At 71.1% G+C, this 20,103-nt stretch carries 20 protein-coding genes and 1 pseudogene; 11 read left to right on the top strand and 10 right to left on the bottom strand.

Annotated elements, in window-relative coordinates; genetic code table 11:
* Window positions 1-4: 4 nt before the first annotated feature.
* The 5 genes from AB0M95_RS33020 to AB0M95_RS33000 form a co-directional block, all read right to left on the bottom strand.
* The gene (locus tag AB0M95_RS33020) at window positions 5-226 is read right to left on the bottom strand and encodes a hypothetical protein (RefSeq protein WP_363773183.1); all 222 of its coding nucleotides are present in this window, start codon (window positions 224-226) and stop codon (window positions 5-7) included.
* 211 nt (window positions 227-437) lie between these two features.
* Complete coding sequence (locus tag AB0M95_RS33015; protein WP_363773180.1) at window positions 438-848, bottom strand: VOC family protein; 411 nt, start codon at window positions 846-848, stop codon at window positions 438-440.
* Between the two features lie 5 nt (window positions 849-853).
* Window positions 854-1,303 carry an AraC family transcriptional regulator gene (locus tag AB0M95_RS33010; RefSeq protein WP_363773177.1) on the bottom strand — a complete coding sequence of 150 codons (450 nt, stop codon included), beginning with the start codon at window positions 1,301-1,303 and terminating at the stop codon, window positions 854-856.
* 351 nt (window positions 1,304-1,654) lie between these two features.
* The gene (locus tag AB0M95_RS33005) at window positions 1,655-3,457 is read right to left on the bottom strand and encodes an endonuclease/exonuclease/phosphatase family protein (protein WP_363773175.1); all 1,803 of its coding nucleotides are present in this window, start codon (window positions 3,455-3,457) and stop codon (window positions 1,655-1,657) included.
* Window positions 3,458-4,003: 546 nt separating this feature from the next.
* Window positions 4,004-5,356, bottom strand: coding sequence for a serine hydrolase domain-containing protein (locus AB0M95_RS33000; RefSeq protein WP_363773172.1), 1,353 nt, complete (start codon window positions 5,354-5,356; stop codon window positions 4,004-4,006).
* 125 nt (window positions 5,357-5,481) lie between these two features.
* Here AB0M95_RS33000 and AB0M95_RS32995 point away from each other — a divergent pair, with 125 nt between their 5' ends.
* The 3 genes from AB0M95_RS32995 (at window position 5,482) to AB0M95_RS32985 (ending at window position 10,119) form a co-directional block, all read left to right on the top strand.
* Window positions 5,482-6,060 (top strand): CGNR zinc finger domain-containing protein, encoded by a 579-nt coding sequence (locus AB0M95_RS32995; protein WP_363773169.1) that lies wholly within the window; start codon window positions 5,482-5,484, stop codon window positions 6,058-6,060.
* Window positions 6,061-6,224: 164 nt separating this feature from the next.
* The gene (locus AB0M95_RS32990; RefSeq protein ID WP_363773166.1) at window positions 6,225-8,441 is read left to right on the top strand and encodes an ATP-dependent RecD-like DNA helicase; all 2,217 of its coding nucleotides are present in this window, start codon (window positions 6,225-6,227) and stop codon (window positions 8,439-8,441) included.
* A gap of 463 nt (window positions 8,442-8,904) precedes the next feature.
* Window positions 8,905-10,119, top strand: a complete 1,215-nt coding sequence (locus AB0M95_RS32985) for an Ig-like domain-containing protein (protein WP_363773163.1) — start codon at window positions 8,905-8,907, stop codon at window positions 10,117-10,119.
* Between the two features lie 94 nt (window positions 10,120-10,213).
* Here AB0M95_RS32985 and AB0M95_RS32980 read toward each other — a convergent pair whose 3' ends face one another.
* The 3 genes from AB0M95_RS32980 to AB0M95_RS32970 form a co-directional block, all read right to left on the bottom strand.
* Window positions 10,214-10,858, bottom strand: coding sequence for a response regulator transcription factor (locus AB0M95_RS32980; protein WP_363773160.1), 645 nt, complete (start codon window positions 10,856-10,858; stop codon window positions 10,214-10,216).
* The gene (locus tag AB0M95_RS32975) at window positions 10,855-11,718 is read right to left on the bottom strand and encodes an ATP-binding protein (protein WP_363773157.1); all 864 of its coding nucleotides are present in this window, start codon (window positions 11,716-11,718) and stop codon (window positions 10,855-10,857) included. Before AB0M95_RS32975 ends, AB0M95_RS32980 begins: the two co-directional genes overlap by 4 nt.
* A gap of 294 nt (window positions 11,719-12,012) precedes the next feature.
* Window positions 12,013-12,687, bottom strand: a complete 675-nt coding sequence (locus AB0M95_RS32970; protein WP_363773213.1) for a TetR/AcrR family transcriptional regulator — start codon at window positions 12,685-12,687, stop codon at window positions 12,013-12,015.
* A gap of 131 nt (window positions 12,688-12,818) precedes the next feature.
* On the opposite strand from AB0M95_RS32970, the gene AB0M95_RS32965 reads away from it, so the two are divergent.
* From AB0M95_RS32965 to AB0M95_RS32945, 5 genes are all read left to right on the top strand, one after another.
* Window positions 12,819-13,553: an NAD(P)H-binding protein gene (locus AB0M95_RS32965; protein ID WP_363773154.1), complete on the top strand. Its 735-nt coding sequence runs from the start codon at window positions 12,819-12,821 to the stop codon at window positions 13,551-13,553.
* Between the two features lie 262 nt (window positions 13,554-13,815).
* Entirely contained in the window at window positions 13,816-14,514 is a 699-nt protein-coding gene (locus tag AB0M95_RS32960; RefSeq protein WP_363773151.1) for a DUF4386 domain-containing protein, read from the top strand.
* Between the two features lie 123 nt (window positions 14,515-14,637).
* On the top strand, window positions 14,638-15,000 hold the full coding sequence (locus tag AB0M95_RS32955) for a metalloregulator ArsR/SmtB family transcription factor (RefSeq protein ID WP_363773148.1): 363 nt from the start codon (window positions 14,638-14,640) through the stop codon (window positions 14,998-15,000).
* Window positions 14,984-15,505, top strand: a complete 522-nt coding sequence (locus AB0M95_RS32950) for an SRPBCC family protein (protein ID WP_363773145.1) — start codon at window positions 14,984-14,986, stop codon at window positions 15,503-15,505. The genes AB0M95_RS32955 and AB0M95_RS32950 overlap by 17 nt, the downstream gene beginning before the upstream one ends.
* Entirely contained in the window at window positions 15,505-16,170 is a 666-nt protein-coding gene (locus tag AB0M95_RS32945) for a dihydrofolate reductase family protein (protein WP_363773142.1), read from the top strand. The genes AB0M95_RS32950 and AB0M95_RS32945 overlap by 1 nt, the downstream gene beginning before the upstream one ends.
* A 168-nt stretch (window positions 16,171-16,338) precedes the next feature.
* Here the strand turns inward: AB0M95_RS32945 and AB0M95_RS32940 are convergent, their stop codons facing one another.
* Both AB0M95_RS32940 and AB0M95_RS32935 read right to left on the bottom strand, forming a co-directional pair.
* On the bottom strand, window positions 16,339-16,485 hold the full coding sequence (locus tag AB0M95_RS32940) for a hypothetical protein (RefSeq protein ID WP_363773139.1): 147 nt from the start codon (window positions 16,483-16,485) through the stop codon (window positions 16,339-16,341).
* Between the two features lie 85 nt (window positions 16,486-16,570).
* Window positions 16,571-17,506 carry an SDR family NAD(P)-dependent oxidoreductase gene (locus tag AB0M95_RS32935; protein WP_363773136.1) on the bottom strand — a complete coding sequence of 312 codons (936 nt, stop codon included), beginning with the start codon at window positions 17,504-17,506 and terminating at the stop codon, window positions 16,571-16,573.
* A gap of 102 nt (window positions 17,507-17,608) precedes the next feature.
* Here AB0M95_RS32935 and AB0M95_RS32930 point away from each other — a divergent pair, with 102 nt between their 5' ends.
* From AB0M95_RS32930 to AB0M95_RS32920, 3 genes and pseudogenes are all read left to right on the top strand, one after another.
* Window positions 17,609-17,878: a metal-sensitive transcriptional regulator gene (locus AB0M95_RS32930; RefSeq protein ID WP_363773133.1), complete on the top strand. Its 270-nt coding sequence runs from the start codon at window positions 17,609-17,611 to the stop codon at window positions 17,876-17,878.
* A gap of 92 nt (window positions 17,879-17,970) precedes the next feature.
* Window positions 17,971-19,293 carry an MBL fold metallo-hydrolase gene (locus AB0M95_RS32925; RefSeq protein ID WP_363773131.1) on the top strand — a complete coding sequence of 441 codons (1,323 nt, stop codon included), beginning with the start codon at window positions 17,971-17,973 and terminating at the stop codon, window positions 19,291-19,293.
* A 61-nt stretch (window positions 19,294-19,354) separates the two neighbouring features.
* Window positions 19,355-20,065 (top strand): annotated as a pseudogene (locus tag AB0M95_RS32920) (sulfite exporter TauE/SafE family protein); the annotation flags it as partial.
* Window positions 20,066-20,103 lie beyond the last annotated feature (38 nt).

Below are 20,103 nucleotides of genomic sequence, written 5' to 3'. Positions count from 1 at the left end.
ATGTCTATCTGGTGGGCGGGGCCGCCTTCGCGGTCCCCACCGGCGCCGCCTGGCCGAATCCGACCAGGTTCGAGCAGTATGTCTGGTTTTCCTCCGCAGGCGCGATCGCGAGCGCGGGAGCGGGGGCGGACTCATCGGTCCTGAAACGGCCCGGGGACGTCGTCCTCGGGCCGGTGACGGTGGCCACCAGGCGGCCGCCACCGGCCCCGAGGACGGACTCCCTCACGGTGCCGTCTCCGTGCGGGTCACGGCTGCGATCGCCGGACGGCTCAGGGCAGTTGCTGGATGCGGACCATGTTGCCCGCGGGATCGCGGACGGCGCAGTCGCGAATCCCGTGCGATCGCCGGACGGCTCAGGGCAGTTGCTGGATGCGGACCATGTTGCCCGCGGGATCGCGGACGGCGCAGTCGCGAATCCCGTGCGATCGCCGGACGGCTCAGGGCAGTTGCTGGATGCGGACCATGTTGCCCGCGGGATCGCGGACGGCGCAGTCGCGAATCCCGTACGGCTGGTCGGTGGGCTCCTGGACGACCTCGGCGCTACCGGCCTGCAGCCGCTCGAAGGCGCCGTCGAGGTCCTTGCTGGCCAGGATGATGCCGGCGTAGGTGCCCTTGGCCATCATCTCGGTGATGGTGCGGCGCTCGTCGTCGGTGATGCCGGGGTCCACGGCCGGCGGATGCAGGACGATGGAGGTGCCGGGCTGGCCGGGGGGACCGACCGTGATCCAGCGCATCCCGCCGTATCCGACGTCGTTACGGACCTCGAAGCCGAGGGTGTCGCGATAGAAGGCCAGAGCGGCGTCCGGGTCGTCCTGCGGGAGGAAGCTCGCGTGAATGGTGATATCCATGCAGGTCAGACTAGTTGCGCCTTCGCGGAACGCGCTTCTCGATTCCTGACCGGTCTGGTCACCTGCTTCGCGACGCACGACGGGATCCCCACCGTCGCGCGCGTCGCGTGGCGCCGATAGACGCTGGGCGGTACGCCGACCAGCTCGGTGAACCGAGTGCTGAACGTGCCGAGCGACGAGCAGCCGACCTCGAAGCAGACCTCGGTGACGCTGAGGTCGCCACGACGCAGCAGCGCCATCGCGCGCTCGATGCGCCGCGTCATCAGGTAGCCGTACGGCGACTCACCGTAGGCGAGCCGGAACTGACGGCTGAGGTGCCCGGCCGACATGTTCACGCCGCGGGCGAGCGCCTCGACGTCCAGCGGCTGGGCGTACTCCCGGTCGATCCGGTCACGGACGCGGCGCAGCCGCGCGAGGTCGCGCAGGTGCTGCGCTGATGCGGATGTGCTGGTCACCCGGGAATCGTATGTCGCGCCGGAGTTGCCCGGTGCCGCCGACGTCCCACGTCACCACGTCTCGTCGGTGGCTGCGACCCGTGGCAACATGCCGGAAAACGCTGTCGACCCCGGCTTGTCGCACCATGGGCGAGCCGTAATCCCCGCGCGGACGCGCCGGCGGCCCGCGGCTTCCTACCGTGCGGGGGGTTGCGGTGAGCCTGCGGCGGCATGCTCGGGCGGCCGTTCGCGATCATCTGCCCGGCCCACCGCTCCATCACCACGGGACACGAGTCTGGCCCCACCCTTCACAGGGCGGGGCCAGAACTCAAGATCTTCATTGGTCTTCTAGGCGGAGGCCGGCCAGGGGTGTCAGTTCACCTGGAAGACGGTGAGGACGGCGGCGTGGTCGGAGGTCCAAAGGTTGGCCGACGGGTTGGACTCGGAGGGGGTGCCTTCCCAGACGGCTTCGGAGGACAGGACCGAGAGAGGACCTCTGTAGTAGACGAAGTCGATGCGGTCCTGCGGTTCCGGCTCGCCGGTGTGGGAGTCGTAGCCGTAGCCGCCGGTGAAGGTCTTGGTAACCGGGGACCAGGTGGTGCCCGGGTGGGTGGCGGGGTTGGGGTGGGCCTGGCGGTAGGAGTCGGTGAGGCCGGCGTTGACCGGGGCCGTGGAGGTGGGCCAAGGGACGGCGCCGTAGCCGCAGCGGGAGTTCGCCGACGTCCAGTCGAGGTGGGACGGGGCGTTGAAGTCGCCTGTGAGGAGGACCGGGGTGGTCGCAGAGGCGGACAGGTCGGCGGACATCGCGGTGACGATGTCGTTGATCTGTCCGGTGCGGCCCGAGGTGGACTCGCGGTTCAGGAGCTGCTGGACGGTCATGCGCCCGAAGCAGGCGTCGTAGGGGCCGTAGGGCGTGTAGCCGAGGTGGGCGCTCCACAGGCGGAGGGAGCGGGAGCCCAGGTCGATCTTGGCGGCGAGGGCGCTGCCCGCGACGGTGGGCGTGGTGCCGGTGATCGGGTAGCGGCTGATGACGGCGACGTCGGAGTTCTGGAAGTAGGACCAGCCGAGGGAGTCCGCGAGGGTCTGGACGACGGTGCCCTGGTTCTCCTGGATGCCGACGACGTCGATGTCGCGTTCGAGCAGGAACTTCAGCTGCTTCTCCAGGCTGTTGGTCACCCGGGTGCCGCCGTGCCACAGGTTCCAGCTCAGCGCCTTGAGCTGCGGTACCAGAGCGCCGGACTGGACGCGGATGGTCACGGTCGCGTCGGCCGTCCCGGAGGCGGTGGTGGCGCGGATCCCGAGGGTGGCGTTACCGGCCGCCGTCGGCGTTCCGGTGACGGCGCCCGAGGAGGAGACCGACGCCCAGGCGGGCCCGGAGGTCTTGGTGAAGCTCAGCCCGGTGGTGTCGCCCTGGACGAGCCCGCCGATCTTCGCCGAGTAGGCCGCGCCGACCTTGGCGTTGCGCAGTGCGAACGCCGACGTCGGGAAGCGCGGCTTGGCGTTGCTCGTCAACCGCAGCGTGACGGGTAGGGTGAGCCACGTGTACCCGTCGTTGAACAGGTAGTAGACGATGTAGTCGCCCGTACTCAGCCCCGAGGTCGGCAGCGAGGCGGAGCCGCCGGCCCCAGGCGTGTAGGTCCACTGGAGCGACTGCCCGACGAAGGACTGGTTGACGGGGCCGTCGCCGGGGTTGCGGTAGAGCCCGACCCAGTTTGTGGCGTTCGGCTTGGTCGTCGTGTAGTTGAGCTGGATCGGGTCGCCCGCGGTGACCGTCGTCGAGGCGAGCGTCAGCGTGCCCGAAGGCGCGGTCAGCTGCAGCGCGATGGGCTGAGCCAGCCAGGTGTAGCCGTCGTTGTACAGGTAGAACAGCTTGTAGTTCCCGGCGGCCAGGCCCGCGGTCGGCAGCGTGCCGGTGCCGTTCGCGGAGGCGGCGTACACCCACTTGGTGGACGGCCCGACAAAGGCCTCGTTGACGGGCCCGTTGCCGGGGTCGCTGTACAGCCCGACCCAGTTTGTGGCGTTGGGCCGGGGCGTGGAGTAGCTGAACTGTACATCGGCGCCGACCATGATGGACGCCGACGATACCGTCAGCGTCCCGTCGACGGCGGCCTGGGCGGGCCGGACGGTCAGGGTGACGGCCAACACGGCCAGCACCAGAGCGAGAAGTCTGCGCATGCGCGCTCCAAGGAACTGAGGGGGATGGGGGGTGTCCCTTGGTCATCCCTACATGGCGTGCACGCCATGTTCAAGTGCCGGGTTTGATGGAGGCTTTCCGATTCGATTAGCGAATCGTAGTTATGTCGTGACATGTTGTTACCGGCACGCCCGGCGCCCAGGCGATGTCGGGCACCCTCCCCGGTCGGGCTGTGCACGCCTGACCGGTCGGCGTCCGGAGGGACGTGCTCGACGGGCCGGCGGCTCCGGTTGCCGGCACCAGGGCACGAAGACGATCGGTGAATACCGGGCAGCTCGTTGTGCCTTGATTCTGTGTAACGCACAGGATCGCTGAGCCAATCAGAGACGCTGATCACGCGCTGGTCGGGCGATGAGCTTGCGGTGCCGTTCCGCTTCGGCGACCCAGCCCCGATTCCGGTCGGCCAGGTGTGCCAGATACTCACCCGCCAGCACCAACCGCGCGGCCTCCCTCGGCCACGCCCGGCCGCACCTGTCCGCCTGGGCGGGTGCGGCCGGGCCGGTCGGGACGCGGGGCTCCGGAGGTGGTCAGCGCCAGCCGGGTTCCTGGACGCCGCCGGGGACCGGGGCGGCGGGGTCGTAGGGCAGGCGGGTGAAGATGAAGGTGTTGAGGTCCAGGTGGCTGACCGAGCCGTCGGGGCGGCGCACCAGGCGCATGATCTCCCCTGCGTAGTAGCCGTCCAGCCCGAGCCAGGTGCCGTCGGCCTGGGCGGCGAAACGGGAGGCCCGGCCGAGGTGGCCGAGCGGGGTGAGCGAGACGTCACGGCCGGGCAGCAGGCGCAGCAGGTAGGCGGCCGGGCCCCAGTACCAGGGGCCGGTGAGCTCCAGCAGGTCGGGCTCGGCGGGCGCGGGCGTCCACTCGGCGGGGATGGCCGGCTCGTGGGTGTCCAGGATGTCCAGCAGGTCGGTGGCGACCGACCCGCGCAGCCCAGAGGTGGTGTTGGCCATGCACAGCACGCCGGTGCGGTCGGCCGGGTCGGCCCACACCACGGCCAGGAAGCCGGGCATCGAGCCGCCGTGCCCGGCCAGGCGCCGCCCCCGGTGGCGCAGCAACTGCACCCCCAGGCCGTAGCCGCCGTTCCAGGCGTCGCCGTCCTCGACGATGGCGGGCTCGCGCATCTCGGCCAGCGTGGCCGGGCGCAGGACGCGCTCGTCGCCGCCGGACAGGAACGCCGCCCAACGCGCCAGGTCGGCCGGGGTGGACCACAGCTGCCCGGCCGGGGCCATGGCCACCGCGTCGTGCTCGGGCTCGGGCAGCAGCATGTCGGCGAAGGGGTGGACGGCGTAGCCGCGGGCGTGCGGCTCGCGCGGGCGGGTGGTGGTGTCGCGCATGCCGAGCGGCTGGAGGATCTCGCAGGACACCGCCTGGTCCCAGCCGGTGCCGCGGTGGCGGGCGACGAGGTCGCCGAGCAGGGCGAAGCCGACGTTGGAGTAGTGGAACCTGCGGCCGGGGCGGTGACGCGTGGTCTCCTCGGTGAGGGCGCCGGTCAGGGCCTCGGCCGGCACGCCGGGGGTGCGTTCCCACCAGGGGCCGGGGGGTTCGGCGGTGAGGCCGCCGGTGTGGGCGAGCAGCTGGGCCACGGTGACCTCGCCCACGGGGGTGGAGGGCACGTGCTTGCCGATCGGGTCGTTGAGCTCCACGGCGCCCTCGTCGCGCAGGCGCATCACCATGACGGCGACCAGGGTCTTGGTGATCGACCCGATGCGATACTGGGTGTCGGGCGTGGGGGCGGCGCCCTCGACCGTGCCGCGGGCGGCGAACCAGACCGGCTCGCCGTCGCGCACGATCATGACGGCGAGCGACGGCGCGCGCGCCTCGGACTGCTCGATCGCCACGCGCCGCAGCAGCGCGCGCGCCGTGGCCTCCAGAACCGCCGCCATCCGGCCGCCTCCCCGTCATCCGTACGCCGCTCGCCGGCAACCCTGCCACACTATCGGGGATCTTCCCTCGCGCTCGACCCCCGGCGCAGGGCGGCGCCACCGGTGTAACCGCCTAGGGTGGTTACGTGGCGGATGGTCTGACGATGCGCTCCCCGGAGGGCACCACCTACCGGTTCGACCCGGGCGCGTTGTGCCTGGAGTTCCTCACCACCGGCGGCCCCGGCGCGCCGGCCCGCCATCACGCGCTGCTCGTCCCTGACGACCTGGCCGTCTTCGCCGCCGCCTCCCGGCTGTGCCTGGATCCGGCCGAGGTCCGCGTCACCCCCGCCGAGCTCGCCCGCGCCGTACGACTGCGCGACGAGCTGTGGCGGCTGGCGCGCGACCGGGTCGCCGGCCGTCCTCTGACCGGCCCGGACGTGCTGAACGCCGCCGCGGCCGGCCCCACGCCGGTGCCCCGGGCCGAGGACGGGCGGCGGAGCTGGGCGGCGCCGGTCACCGGTGACCAGGTGATCTCCCAGATCGCCCGCGACGCGATCGAGCTGTTCACCGGCCCGCTGCGCGACCGCGTGCGCGAGTGCGCCGCCCACGACTGCCACCTGGTCTTCGTGGACACCTCGCGGCCGGGCGCGCGCCGCTGGTGCTCGATGGAACGCTGCGGCAACCGCCACAAGGTGAGAAACCACCGCGCCCGCGGCGCCGGATGACCACCTGATGAGCGCCTGATGAGCGCCTGATGAGCGCCTGATGAGCGCCGGATGAGCGCCGGATGAGCGCCGGATGAGCGCCGGATGAGCGCCGGATGAGCGCCGCCGTCGCGCCGGGCCCGCCGCAGCCCCCGCGCCCCGCGGGCTGCGGGAGAATACCCGCCATGACCACCCCAGCCGACGGCTCCCCTCCCGGCCTGGAGCTGCGCGCCGTCCTCGAGCGCATCACCTACGCCAACGAGGAGACCGGGTACACCATCGCGCGGGTCGCCCCCGAGCGGGGCGGCGCCGACCTGGTCACCGCCGTCGGCCCGCTGCTGGGCGCGCAGGTGGGGGAGAGCCTGTGCCTGCGCGGCCGCTGGAGCTCCCACCCCAAGTACGGCCGGCAGTTCGAGGTGTGGTCCTACTCCACCGTCCTGCCGGCCACCGTGCAGGGCATCCAGCGTTACCTGGGATCGGGCCTGGTCAAGGGGATCGGCCCGAAGATGGCCGAGCGCATCGTCGGCCATTTCGGCACCGCGACGCTGGACGTCATCGAGACCTCGCCCGAGCGCCTGGTGGAGGTCCCGGGGCTCGGCCCCAAGCGCACCAAGATGATCGCCGCGGCCTGGGAGGAACAGAAGATCATCAAAGAGGTGATGATCTTCCTGCAGGGCGTCGGGGTGTCCACCTCCATCGCGGTGCGCATCTTCAAGCAGTACGGCGACACCTCCATCACCGTCGTCAGGACCGAGCCCTACCGCCTGGCCGACGACGTGTGGGGCATCGGCTTCAAGACCGCCGACACCATCGCCCAGGCCGTCGGCATCCCGCACGACAGCCCCGAGCGGGTCAAGGCCGGCCTGCGCTACACCCTGTCGCAGGCCGCCGACGCCGGCCACTGCTTCCTGCCCGCCCCCAACCTCGTCGCCGACGCCGTCAAGATCCTCGAGGTCGGCCCCGACCTGGTGGCGAGCTGCCTTGAGGAACTGGTCGCCGCCGAGGGCGCCGTCCGCGAAGAGGTCCCCGCCGCCGAGGGCCCGGTCCCGGCGGTCTACCTGCCGCCCTTCCACCGCGCCGAGCGGGCGCTGGCCGGCGGGCTGCGCCGCCTGCTGGACTCCGGGCACGACCGCCTCAAGGCCTTCGCAGCCGTCGACTGGGAGGCCGCCTTCACCTGGCTGCGCAGGCACACCGGCTCCGAGCTCGCCCCCGAGCAGGCCGACGCGGTGCGGCTGGCCCTGACGTCCAAAATGGCCGTGCTCACCGGCGGCCCGGGCTGCGGCAAGAGCTTCACCGTGCGCTCCATCGTCGCCCTGGCCCGCGCCAAGAAGGCCAAGGTGATCCTCGCCGCCCCCACCGGCAGGGCCGCCAAGCGCCTGGCCGAGCTGACCGGCCACGAGGCCACCACCGTCCACCGGCTGCTGCAGCTGCGCCCCGGCGGGGAGGCCACCTTCGACCGTGAGAACCCCCTGGACGCCGACCTGCTGGTCGTCGACGAGGCCTCCATGCTCGACCTGCTGCTGGCCAACAAGCTGGTCAAGGCCGTGCCCTCCGGCGCCCACCTGCTGTTCGTCGGCGACGTCGACCAGCTGCCCTCGGTCGGCGCCGGGGAGGTCCTGCGCGACCTGCTCGCCGCCGACACCGTCCCCCGGGTACGGCTCACCCAGATCTTCCGCCAGGCCCAGCAGTCCGGCGTCGTGGTCAACGCCCACCGCATCAACACCGGCCTGAGCCCCGTCCTGGAGGGCATGGGCGACTTCTTCCTGTTCCCCTGCGAGGAACCCGAGGAGATCGCCGCGCTCACCGTCGACGTGGTGGCCCGGCGCATCCCGCGCAGGTTCGGCCTCAACGCGCGCCGCGACGTTCAGGTGCTGGCCCCGATGCACCGCGGCGCGGCCGGGGCGGCCAACCTCAACACCGCCCTGCAGGAGGCGCTCACCCCCTCCCGGGACGGCATGCCCGAGCGGCGCGTGGGCGGCCGGGTGTTCCGGATCGGCGACAAGGTCACCCAGCTGCGCAACAACTACGACAAGGGTGTGGCCGGGGTGTTCAACGGCACCGTCGGGGTGGTCACCGACCTGCGCCCGGAGGAGAGCAAGCTCACCGTCCTCACCGACGAGGACGAGAGCGTGGAGTACGCCTTCGACGAGTTGGACGAGCTCGCCCACGCCTACGCCGTCTCCATCCACCGCTCCCAGGGCAGCGAGTACCCCGCCGTGGTGATCCCGCTGGCCACCAGCGCGTGGATGATGCTGCAGCGCAACCTGCTCTACACGGCGGTGACGCGGGCCAAGAAGCTGGTCGTGCTGGTCGGCTCCCGCCGCGCCCTGGGCCAGGCCGTGCGCACCCGCGGCGCCGGCCGCCGCCACACCGGCCTCACCCACCGCCTGCGCCAGGACTGACCCGCCCTCGTCGCCGCCGGCGTGAAAGGCGCGATGATCCCGCGTCCGGTGCGGCGGCGAAACGATTTCCGGGCCGGGCGGGCGGAGGCTTTCGGGCTCGCCGCGCGGCCCGGCACGGCGAATTCCCGTTCGGATGTACGTGAAGCGGCGCGGGTTCACGGGCGGTATCGGTGAATGCTCCCCGTGACCGGGCAGGCGGGGCCCGGCGCGGGCGTTCGGGTGATCTCAGCCCGTGCTCCACGCCGGTGCCGCCCCCGGCGAATGATCGTTCACGGCCGCGCCGCGCGGCCCTTTCCTGACCTATCGCGAAGATCTTCTTGACGGCCCGTAGTGGCTTTGCGGCCCGCATTACCCCTAGCAAGTGACCGAAATGTGATCTAACTCGCCCAAAAGATGTGCGTTCGGGCGCGCGCCCCCATTAGGGTTTTTTTAATTGGACTTTGCCGCCGTGGGGGAGAGGTCTGTGCGGGACTTTCGTCAGCGTCTGAGGACTCCGATCGCCGTGTTGGCCGTGGGGACGGCCGGGCTGCTGACCGCGTCATGCTCCGGCGCGCCCGGGTCACCGGGCCCCGGCGGCGGCGGTACGGGCACGGAGTCGACCGCGCCGCCCACGCCCGCGCCCATCATCAAGGTCAGCCCGGCGAAGGGCGCCAGCAAGGTCCGCCCCGACAAGAGCGTCGTGGTCACCGCCAGCAACGGGGAGCTGGAGGAGGTCACCGTCCAGGGCGAGGGCGGCAAGGTGCTGGAGGGCGAGTTCGACGCCGACCACACCAAGTGGGTGTCCAAGGGCCCGCTGACGCCCGCCAGCGGCTACACCGTCTCGGCCAAGGCCAGCGGCGACGGCGGCCCGGCCACGGTGACCAGCTCCTTCACCACGCTCAAGCCCGCCCAGGAGCTGCGCATCATCGACGTCACGCCCAACGTCAAGGGCGAGACCGTCGGCATCGGCATGCCGATCATGGTGCGGTTCAACCAGCCCGTCGGCGACAGGAAGGCCGTCGAGGAGGCGCTGAAGGTCACCACGCAGAAGCCCGTCGTGGGCGCGTGGCGCTGGATCGACGACAGGTACGTCATCTACCGGCCCGCCAAGTACTGGCCCGCCCACCAGAAGGTCCGCTTCACCGCGGCCCTGGAGGGCGTGCGCGCCGGCAAGGACATGTACGGCGTGAAGAACTACGCCACCACCATGCAGGTGGGCGCGGCGTGGATCAGCACCGTCGACACCAGGACCCACAGCATGGTCGTCCGCAAGGACGGCAAGATCGTCCAGCGGATGGCGATCAGCGCCGGCAAGGCCACCACCCGCGAGTACACCACCACCAACGGCATTCACCTGACCATGGAACGTGGCAGCCCGGTCACCATGATCTCCCCCGGGAAGAAGGAGGGCGACCCCGGCTACTACAAGGAGGTCGTCGACCACGCCGTGCGCATCTCCAACAGCGGCGAGTACGTCCACAGCGCGCCCTGGTCGGTCGGCTCGCAGGGCCGGGCCAACGTCAGCCATGGCTGCATCAACGCCCGCCCCGACCAGGCCAAGTGGTTCTACGAGAACTTCCACCGCGGCGACGTCGTCAAGATCGTCGGCACGACCCGGTCGCTTGAGTGGAACAACGGCTGGGGCTTTTGGCAGCTGCCGTTCAAGCAGTGGAAGAAGGGCAGCGCCCTCGACGCCTGACGGCCGCCGGAGCCGCGGTCCAGGAGCCGGGAGTCAGAACGCGTTGACGAGGACGACGTAGACGGCGGCCCGATCCCGGCGGTCTTTCGGCGGGTCAGTCCGGGGACACCGGTCCGGCACGGTAGGCGATGATCACCAGGTGGACGCGGTCGCGCGCGTCGAGCCTGGCCAGAAGGTGGCGTACGTGCGTCTTGACCGTTCCCGGGCCGATGTGCAGCCGATGGGCGATCTCGGCGTTGGACAGACCCTGGGCGATGAGCGTCAGCACCTCCCGCTCGCGCCCGGTCACCCCGGGCAGGTCTCCCCGCGCGGGCGGGGGACGGTCGGCGAACTCGGCGATCAGCCGGCGGGTGACGCGGGGGGCCAGCAGCGCCTCCCCGGCGGCGACGACCCGGACCGCCTCCAGCAGGTCGCGCGGCGGGACGTCCTTGAGCAGGAAACCGCTGGCACCGCCGCGCAGCGCCGCGTACACGTACTCGTCCAGGTCGAACGTCGTGAGCATGACCACCCGGGCCCACCCGGAGGCCGTGATGCGCCGGGTGGCCTCCAGGCCGTCCATGCCCGGCATGCGGATGTCCATGAGCACCACGTCCGGGCCGGTCCGCTCGGCCACCCGCACCGCCTCGGCTCCGGTGGCGGCCTGGCCGACCACCGTCAGATCCGGCGCGGTCCCGACGATCCCGCACACTCCGGCCCGGACCAGCGCCTGGTCGTCGGCCACCACCACGCGCACGCTCACCAGCCGTCCTCCGCGCAGGGCAGCCGCGCCGCCACCTCGAACCCGCCCTGCGGCAACGGCCCGGCCCGCAGTTCCCCGCCGCACGCGGCGGCGCGTTCGCGCATGCCCACCAGGCCGTGGCCGGCGGCGAGAGCCTGGCCGGGGCGGGCGCGGCCCTCGTCGGTGACCTGGACGACGAGCTCGCCGGGCTGGTAGGCCAGGGCCACCCGGGCGCGGGACACGCCGGCGTGCTTGATCACGTTGGTGAGCGCCTCCTGGACGATCCGGTAGGCGGTCAGGTCGACACCCGCGGGCAGGTCGCGCGCGGCGCCGCTCACCGCCAGCTCGACCTCCAGCCCCGCCCGCGCGGTGCGGCCGATCAGCGCGTCCAGGCCCGCCAGCCCGGGCAGCGGCGCGGGTGCGGCGTCCTGGTCCCCGTCCTCGCGCAGGACGCCGAGCAGCGCCACGATGAAGATCAACGAGTACGGGGCGACCGCGCCGGTGCGGGAGAGATCGGGCAGCGCGGTGGCGAGGGTGCCGGTCAGGGCGAGCCCGAGCATGACCAGGGCCGGGCGGGGACGCAGCGCCCCGGCGAGCGTGTACAGCACCGCCACCATCGGCGGCAGCGCGAGCGTCGCCATCAGCGGTTCCAGCGGCGTCAGCCAGAACGCGGACAGCACGGCCGCGAACGCGGTCAGCGGGTGGCTGCGGCGCCATGCCAGCGGCAGGCAGGCCAGCGACGTCCCGGCGGCCGCCAGGATGCCGGGACCGTGCCGGTGGGCGAGCATGCCCCACGCCGGCAGGCCGTACCCGGCGGCCGCGCAGAGGTCCAGGACCGCCCACACCCGGGCGCGCTGCCCTGGTGGCACAGGATTACGCATCGCCCAACCCTAGGAAGCCGCGGCCGGGCGGCGCATCGTCCGTCCGGCCTATGCCCGTGGGGTGACGACGCGGGCCGGGGAGCACCGGCAGCCTGTGGGGCTTCGAACCCCGATCTCAAGGACACCGATGCGCTGGACCCGGCGCGCTCTGCCGTATGGCATCGCCGCGGTGGCCCTGGCCCCGATCCTGGCTACGGCCGCCGTCCCCGTGGCCGCGGTCCCTGGGGCAGAGGTCACGGCCTGGGACCCGCACGAGTTCCGCCACCTGTATGCCCCGGCTCGTTCGCTGACGGGTTACAGCCAGCTTTCGCGCTGCTGCTGCAGTCCGTCGAGGATCAGGTCGAGTCCGATGGCGAACTCCTCGGTGTACGCATACCCACCTTTCAGGGCGCGGTCGACGATCATCTCGGTGAGGTGCGGGAACTCATCGCGGGGCATCTGCTTCAGGATCGAGCCCGCCACGTCCTCGAAGGCGGCGGATGATTTGAAGGGCAGGCCGAGCTCCTGGAACGTGAACCCGTAGATGTAGCTGTCCAGCGCTGAGAGTGCGTGTGCCGCACCAGCGATCGAGAAGCCGCCCGACCGCAAGCAGCCGATTACCGCGTTGTGGTGGCGCAGAGTCGCGTGGCCAGGGTTTGTCCGTGAGTCCATCAGGCTGATCGCCCACGGGTGGCGGATCAGTGCGCCGCGCATTGAGACGGCCCGCCGTCGCATCGCGACCCGCCAGTCGACGTCGTCCGGCGGGAGCTCGATCTCGCCGAAGACGAGGTCGACCATGCCGTCGAGGATCACGTCCTTGTTGCGGAAGTGGTGGTACAGCGACGCGGCCTCGACGCCGAGCCGCTCGCCGAGTCTGCGCATACTCGGCACACCGGTGCCGGCCTCGTCCGCCAGCGCGACCGCCGTGCGGAGCACCATCTCCCTGCTGAGCGAGTTGCGGCGGGGTGCGGGCGTGCCGGTTGACTCCATGGCCACGAGGTCCTCCCGCCTAGGTTGCTTGAACGGCTTGACAACCTTACATCGTTAGGTGGAACCTAACGCCGTTAGCCTCCACCTAACGATGTAAGGGTGGAGGTGGCGGGCGCGCTGAGGAGAAGGTCGTGGAACCGATCGGTTTAGACGGAGCCGAGATGCCGGGCATGGGCAAGCGGATGTGCATTGTCGGCGCGTCCGGGAAGCTCGGGCGCTACATGGTGCAGCACGCATTGGACCGCGGGTACGAGGTCGTGGGTGTCTGCCGAGAGCAGAGCCTTTCCAAGCTCGCCGCGTTCGGGGGGCGGATCACGGTGATCCCCGGAGCGACCGACGCCCGTGCGGTCATCGCACGGGCGTCGAACGGATGCGATGCCGTGCTCACGGTGCTGGTGCCGTGGGGGGTGAACCACTATGCCTCCGGTACGGCCCAGGCTGTGCTCGACCACGCACGTCCGGGCGCCCGCTTGGTGTTCTCCTGTGGCTGGCACATCACCCGCGATGGGAAGGACGTGTACAGCCGGAAGTTCAAGGCGTACGCGGCCGTGTTCGGGCGGCTGGCGAAGCTCGCCCGTGTCGTGGACGTGGACGACCAGGTGGAGGCGTGCCGGAGGATCCTCGCCAGTGACACCAGCTGGACGGTCGTGCGTGGCAGCGACCTGGAGGAGGGCGACGGTCAGGGCCTGCCGGTGTGGAGCCGACACGTGGGCGACCCTGTCCTCGCGAGCAACCTGACCCGTCGCGTGGACTACGCCCGCTTCATGGTCGAGGCGGTGGAGAACGACGCCCTCATCCATGAGGCCCCGGCCATCGTCGGCCGGCTGACCCCATCGGCCCTCGCTCACGCCGGCGGTCCGGCGTGAGCCTCCGGCTCGCGTCCGCCCCGCGCGCGACGGAGGGGACTCGCCGGGACGCCGGGTCGAGGTACGCCCACGGATCTTCGGCCCCAGGCTGGTCTGCACCGGGCGTTGGACTCGCTGCGATCTCCGCGGCTGCGGGGATCGCGGAAGCGATGTTCACGACGTGGATGCTCGTCAAGGCTGTGCGGGGTCCCGAATCCGACGCGCGTTCCCGCCACGGCCAGATCCGGCTCGCCGGCCCTGTAACCCAAGGGAGGACCAAACTGTGACCGCGCCGAAGACACTCGCGAGGATCGCGGGTTTCCTGTATCTGATCGTCGCCGTGCTCACCAGCTTTGCCGGGCTGGTGAACACGCGCATCGTCGAGTCAGGGGACGCAGCGGCCACGACCGGCAACATCGACACCTCGGCCACCCTGTTTCGCATCGGCTTGGTCAGCGAGTTGGTGGGGGCCGTGGCCTTTCTGGTGACGGGTATGGCCCTGTACCTGCTGCTCAAGCACGTCAACCAGATGGTTGCCGCGGCCATGGTCACCTTCGTCGCGGTCAGCGTCGCGATGCAAAGCCTGAACCTGCTCAACCAGCATGCGGCGCTGACGATCGCCACCGGCCAGGACTACACCGCCGCCTTTGGCCCTAAAGGTTCCGACCAGCTCACCCTGCTGTTCGCCGCCATGCAACACGACGGGTACCTCATCGCCCAGACGTACTTCGGCCTGTGGCTGCTGCCGCTAGGCTACCTGGTCGTCAAGTCGGGCTACTTCCCCAAGGTGTTGGGCGTCCTGCTGGTGATCGGATGCTTCGGCCACCTCGTGGACGTGTTCGCGCGCCTGCTCGCCCCCGACTTCGGCGCAAACATCTCACCCTTCGCCATGACCCCTGCGGCGGTCGCGGAACTTTCGTTCATCGCGTGGCTGTTGGTCAAGGCCGTGCGGGTTCCCGAACCCGACACGCGGGTTCCTTAGGCCGCCTCGGTCAAGGTGGTGAAGTCGATCCTGCGGTCTTCCACATGCCGTACGGTCCGAGCCGGTCGTTGGTCACACGGTCCTCGGGTTGACACATTCCGATACAGGCATACGATTGGCGCCATGGCACGAGCGGCGACGACCTCGGACGCGTTCAACGCGATCGCCGAGCCGCAGCGGCGGGAGATCCTGGTGCTGCTGCGGGGCGGCGAGCGGCCCGTGACCGAACTGGCGCGGGACCTGGGGATGAGCCAGCCGCAGGCGTCCAAGCACCTGCGGGTGCTCCGCGAGGTCGGGCTGGTGCGGGTCCGCGGGGCGGGCAAGCAGCGGCTGTACGGCCTGGACGCCCGCGGGCTGCGGCCGGTCCACGAGTGGGTGGGCGGCTTCGAACGGTTCTGGAACGAGACCTTCGACCGGCTGGACGAGTACGTGCGAGATCTGAAACAGGCAAGGCAGGAGGAACCACCGGATGACGACGACCAGTAGCGGCGTCGAGCCTGACCACACGACCGCGGACCGGGAGATCGTGGTCTCCCGGGTCATCGGCGCCCCACGGAAGCTGGTGTTCGAGGCGTTCACGCAGGTCCGGCACCTGTCGCGGTGGTGGGGACCGGAAGGGTTCTCCACCACGACGCGGTCCTTCGAGTTCCGCGTCGGCGGGGCCTGGGACTTCGTGATGCACGGGCCGGACGGGACCGACTACCAGGAGTGGATCACCTGGACCGAGATCGTCCCGCCGGAGCGGATCGCACTGGAGCACGGCGAGTCCCGCGACGACCCCAACGCCTTCGAGTCGGTCCTGACCTTCGAGCCGGCCGGCGAACAGACCCGGATCGTGATGCGCACGGTGTTCCCCACCAAGGAACTCCGTGAGGAGGCGGTGGAGAAATACCACGCGATCGAGGGCGGCGAGCAGACCCTGCGCAACCTGGCGGCCTACGTCGCCGAACTCACCTGGAACGAGACCACACCGAAGGGAGCGGAGGGCTGATGGCCGGGAAGGTGTTCTTCAGCGTGACGATGTCGCTCGACGGCTTCATGGCGCCGGAGGCCGTGCCCGTCGAGCTCGTCTTCTCGCCCGAAGGTCGGAACGACCCGAGGGTCCAGCGCTGGATGACGAAGTGGTCGGAGCTGCAGGCGTGGGCGTTCCCGCAGCGGTGGATCAGGGAGAACCTCAAGCTCGGCGAGGGCGGCGAGGAAGGACTCGACAACGACATCGCTCGGGCGACGTACGAGCGCACCGGCGTGAGCGTCATGGGCAAGCGCATGTTCGACGCCGGCGAGCCGGCATGGCCGGAGGAGGCGCCGTTCCACACCCCGGTGTTCGTCGTCACCCACACCAAGCGTGACCCGTGGGAGCGGCCGGGCGGCACCACCTTCCACTTCGTCAGCGACGGCATCTCCAGCGCACTGGACCAGGCCCGCGAGGCCGCCGGCGACCGCGACGTCCGCATCGCAGGCGGCGCCGAGACGATCCAGGAGTACCTGGACAGCGGCCTGATCGACGAGTTCTCGATCACCCTCGCGCCCGTGCTGTTCGGCACCGGCATCCGCCTGTTCGACCGCGTGGACCCGGCCCGCCTCGCCCTCGACCAGACCCGCACGGACGCATCATCCCGGGTGACCCACCTGACCTACACCGTCGAGAAGCGGTAGCCGGCGCACCACGCCGCGGCCGAAGTTGCCTCTGAACTGCGGCGATCCCGGGTCCTATGGCTCTCGCCCGTGCCCGGCCCGCCCTGGAAGTCGATCGCGGCCGGCACGTTCGGGGTGAACGCGCCCCCGCACCGCCGCCGCGGCGTGCTCAGGCATGCTCAGCGGTACTCAGGCGGCGAGGCCATGGCGCACAGCCGTCTCCAGCGGCGAGTACGCGCCGTCCGGGCGGTCGGTGCGCAGCGGTTCGCGCAGGAGGACCGGCGTCTGGGACATGAACCTCGGCTCGCGGCCCCGGTGGGCCTGGGCGGCGCGCACCAGGAACCGGTGGCACAGGAAGGCGTCGCCCGGCGCGCGAAATGTCCGTCAATTCGGATATTTGGCCTCGGCGCCGGGAGGAGGCTCAGCCGAGCAGTTCCTCGGAGCGGTCCCAGAGCCGGCGGGCCAGGTCGGCGTCGAGGGCTTGGGGGTTGTTGCGCTTCGCCGGCTTGCGCTTCTCGTAGTAGGTGCCGGAGATCCAGTCGACGCCGGGCCGGCCCTGGGCGAGCCAGACGAGTTGATCGGCGCCCTTGTCGGGGGTGATGAGGAAGGCTCGGCCGAGGCGGGTGCCGGTGATGTACTTCAGGAAGCTGTCGGACTCGGTGGCGAAGCTCGTCGCGACGGTGCCCGGGTGGAAGGCGGCCGTGGAGATGCCCTCGGAGTGATAGCGGCGGTGTAGTTCCTTGGTGAACAGGATGTTCTCGAGCTTGGCGGTGCAGTAGGCCCGGACCGCGGTGAAGTCCCTGTCGTGATCGAGGTCGTCAAGGACGACCTTGCCGGCCATACGCGCGCCGACACTCGCGGTCTGGATCACCGTCGCGTTGCTCGCGATGAGCCGGTCCATCAGCAGCCGGGTGAGCAGGAACTGCGCCAGGTGGTTGATCTGGAAGGTCTTCTCGAAACCGTCGACGGTCTTGGCGCGGTCACCGAAGATGCCGCCGGCGTTGTTGGCGAGCACGTCGATGCGCGGGTACGCGGTGTTCAACTCGGCGGCGAGCTTGCGGACCTCGTCGAGGCGCGTGAAGTCGGCCAGGTAGCGGTCCGCGCCGATCTCGCGGGCGACGGCCTGCGTCTTCCGCGGGGAGCGGCCGACGATGACGACGCGGTGGCCTTCCCGGTGGAGCCGACGGGCCGCCGCGGCGCCGATGCCGTCGCTGCCGCCCGTGATGACGACCGTTTTTGGCTGGTTCATGTTCTTCCTCTGCTGCCGACGCGACCCCCTGATGTCGACGGTGCCGATGTCGACGGCGCTGCCGCCACGGGACGGCCGGCCCGCCGACAACGTGAAGCCGCGAGTCACCAGGGTCCTCCGCCGGCACGCGCCCGAAAGAGGGCCTTGGTCACGATTCGATGAGACATGGGATTTGCGCCCACATATACCCCCTAGGGTATGGTTCATGCTATGGATCTGCACGAGAACATGGTGGGCGACGCGCTGACGCGGCTGAAGCGAGCGCACGGCCAGCTCGCCGGTGTGATCGCGATGATCGAGGCGGGCGAGGACTGCAGGAAGGTCCTCACCCAGCTCGCGGCCGTCTCCAAGGCCCTCGACCGCGCCGGCTTCAAGATCGTCGCCTCCGGGATGCGGCACTGCCAGGCCGCCCAGAACGACGGCGACCAGCCGCCTATGAGCGTCGCCGAGCTGGAGAAGCTCTTCCTGGCACTCGCCTGACACCAGCGGCCGCGATTCACCCGCGGCCGCACATTTTTGATCTATGGATACCCCCCGGGGTATCGAGGGGAGTTCCGCGGACGATGGACGTCATGTCATTCCGGACGCCCGGCCTGGGCGACCAGACCTACCTGTTCACCCACGAGGGCAAGGGCGTCCTCGTCGATCCCCAGCGCGACATCGGCCGCTTCCTGGACGCCGCCGCGGAACGAGACGTCGACCTGCGGTTCGTGCTGGAGACCCACCTGCACAACGACTACGTCTCCGGCGGGGAGCAGGCCGCGCTGCGCACCGGCGCCGAGCTGGTGCTGCCCGCGGCCGCGGCCCCCGCCTACAAGCACACGCCCGCCTTCCACCTGGAGGACATCGACGGCGGCGCCGGTCTGGCCCTCCGCCCGATCCACACGCCGGGCCACACCCCCGAGCACACCAGCTACCTGGTGCTCATCGACGGCGAGCCGGTCGCGCTGTTCTCCGGCGGCAGCCTGCTGGTCGCCTCGGCCGGCCGGCCCGACCTGCTCGGCCCCGAACGCGCCCGCTCCCTGGCCCGCCTCCAGCACCTCTCGCTGCGCCGCCTGGCCGGGCTGCCACCCGGCATCTCCCTGTACCCCACGCACGGCGAGGGCTCGTTCTGCACCGCCACCGGCGCAGGCAGGCTCACCTCCACCATCGGCACCGAACGCGCCGACAACCCGCTTCTGGCCGTCGACGACGCGGAGAAGTTCGCCGATGCGCTGCTGGCCGCCCCGATGCCCATCCCCGCCTTCTACCGGTACATGGGCCCGGCCAACACGCTCGGCGTGCCACCGATGCCGCCCGTGCGCGTGCCCGAGCTCGACCGGCCCACCGGTCATGTCGTGGACATCCGGCCGCGCCACGTCCAGGCACGGGGCATGCTGCCCGGCTCGTACGGCATCGAGATGGGCGACGACTTCGGCAGCTGGGCGGGGTGGCTGCTGCCCCACGCCGAGCCGATCACGCTGGTCGCCGAGCCCGGCCAGGACGTCGGCGAGGCCGTCACTCAGCTTGCCCGGATCGGCATCGACACCGTCCGCGGTGTCGTCCGCGACCTGGGCGAGACCGCCACGCAGACGTACGAGCTGCTGGAGCCGGCCGCCTTCGTCAAGCGGCTCGCCCAGCGGCCCGGCGCCCAGCTGCTGGACGTGCGCATGCCGAGCGAGCGGGAGCAGATCCGCCTGGCGGGCGCCGTCGAGCGCTTCCTGCCCGATTTGTTCACGCAGGGCATCCCCGAGGAGCTCGATCCGGAGCCGCCTTTGCTGGTCGTGTGCGCCTCCGGCCGCCGGTCCGCCATCGCCGCCGGGCTGCTGGCCCGCGAGGGTTACCGGCCGATCGTGCTCACCGGGGCAGGCGCCACCGAGCTCGCCACCGCACTGCGCGAGCACGCCGCCGCCTGACCCTCCGTACACCACCCGACCAGGGGCCTTTCATGACCTGTGCATACCCCCCGGAGTATCGATGTTCGTCCTGACCCTCGCCGCGGCCGTCCTGATCGGGGTGGCGCTGGGCCTGTTCGGCGGCGGAGGGTCCATCCTCACCGTGCCGGTGCTGGTCTACCTCGCCGGCGTGCCGGCCAAGCAGGCCATCGCCATGTCGCTGTTCGTCGTGGCGGTCACCAGCGCCGTCGCCTCCCTCGGTCACGCCAGGGCCGCACGCATCCGCTGGCGCACCGGGCTGATCTTCGGCGCGGCCGGCATGGCGGGCGCGTACGTCGGCGGGCTGATCGGCCCGCACATGCCCGAGGCGCTGCTCATGGCGGCCTTCGCGACCATGATGCTCGCCACCGCCGTCGCCATGATCCGCGACCGCCGCATGCCGGCCGCCAGGTCCCCGCGCCGCGAACTGCCCGTCCCGCAGGTCATCGCCGACGGGGTCGGCGTGGGCCTGGTGACCGGGCTCGTCGGCGCGGGCGGCGGGTTTCTCGTGGTGCCCGCGCTGGTCCTGCTCGGCGGCCTGCCCATGGGGGTGGCGGTGGGCACCTCGCTGCTCGTCATCGCCATGAAGTCCCTGGCCGGCCTGGCCGGATACCTGGCGAGCACGCCCGTCGACTGGTCGCTGGCACTGCCGGTGACCGCGGCGGCGGTGGCCGGCGGACTGGTCGGCGGCGCCTTCGCCGGCCGGCTCAACGCCGACCGGCTGCGCAAGGCGTTCGGCTGGTTCGTGCTCGCGATGGGCGCGTTCGTGCTCCTCCAGCAGGCGCCGCCCGC

This window comes from Sphaerisporangium sp. NPDC051017 (assembly GCF_040683095.1).
Taxonomy (GTDB): domain Bacteria; phylum Actinomycetota; class Actinomycetes; order Streptosporangiales; family Streptosporangiaceae; genus Sphaerisporangium.
The sequence above is the reverse complement of the archived record's forward strand: the minus strand, read 5'-3'. Positions and strand labels throughout refer to the sequence as shown.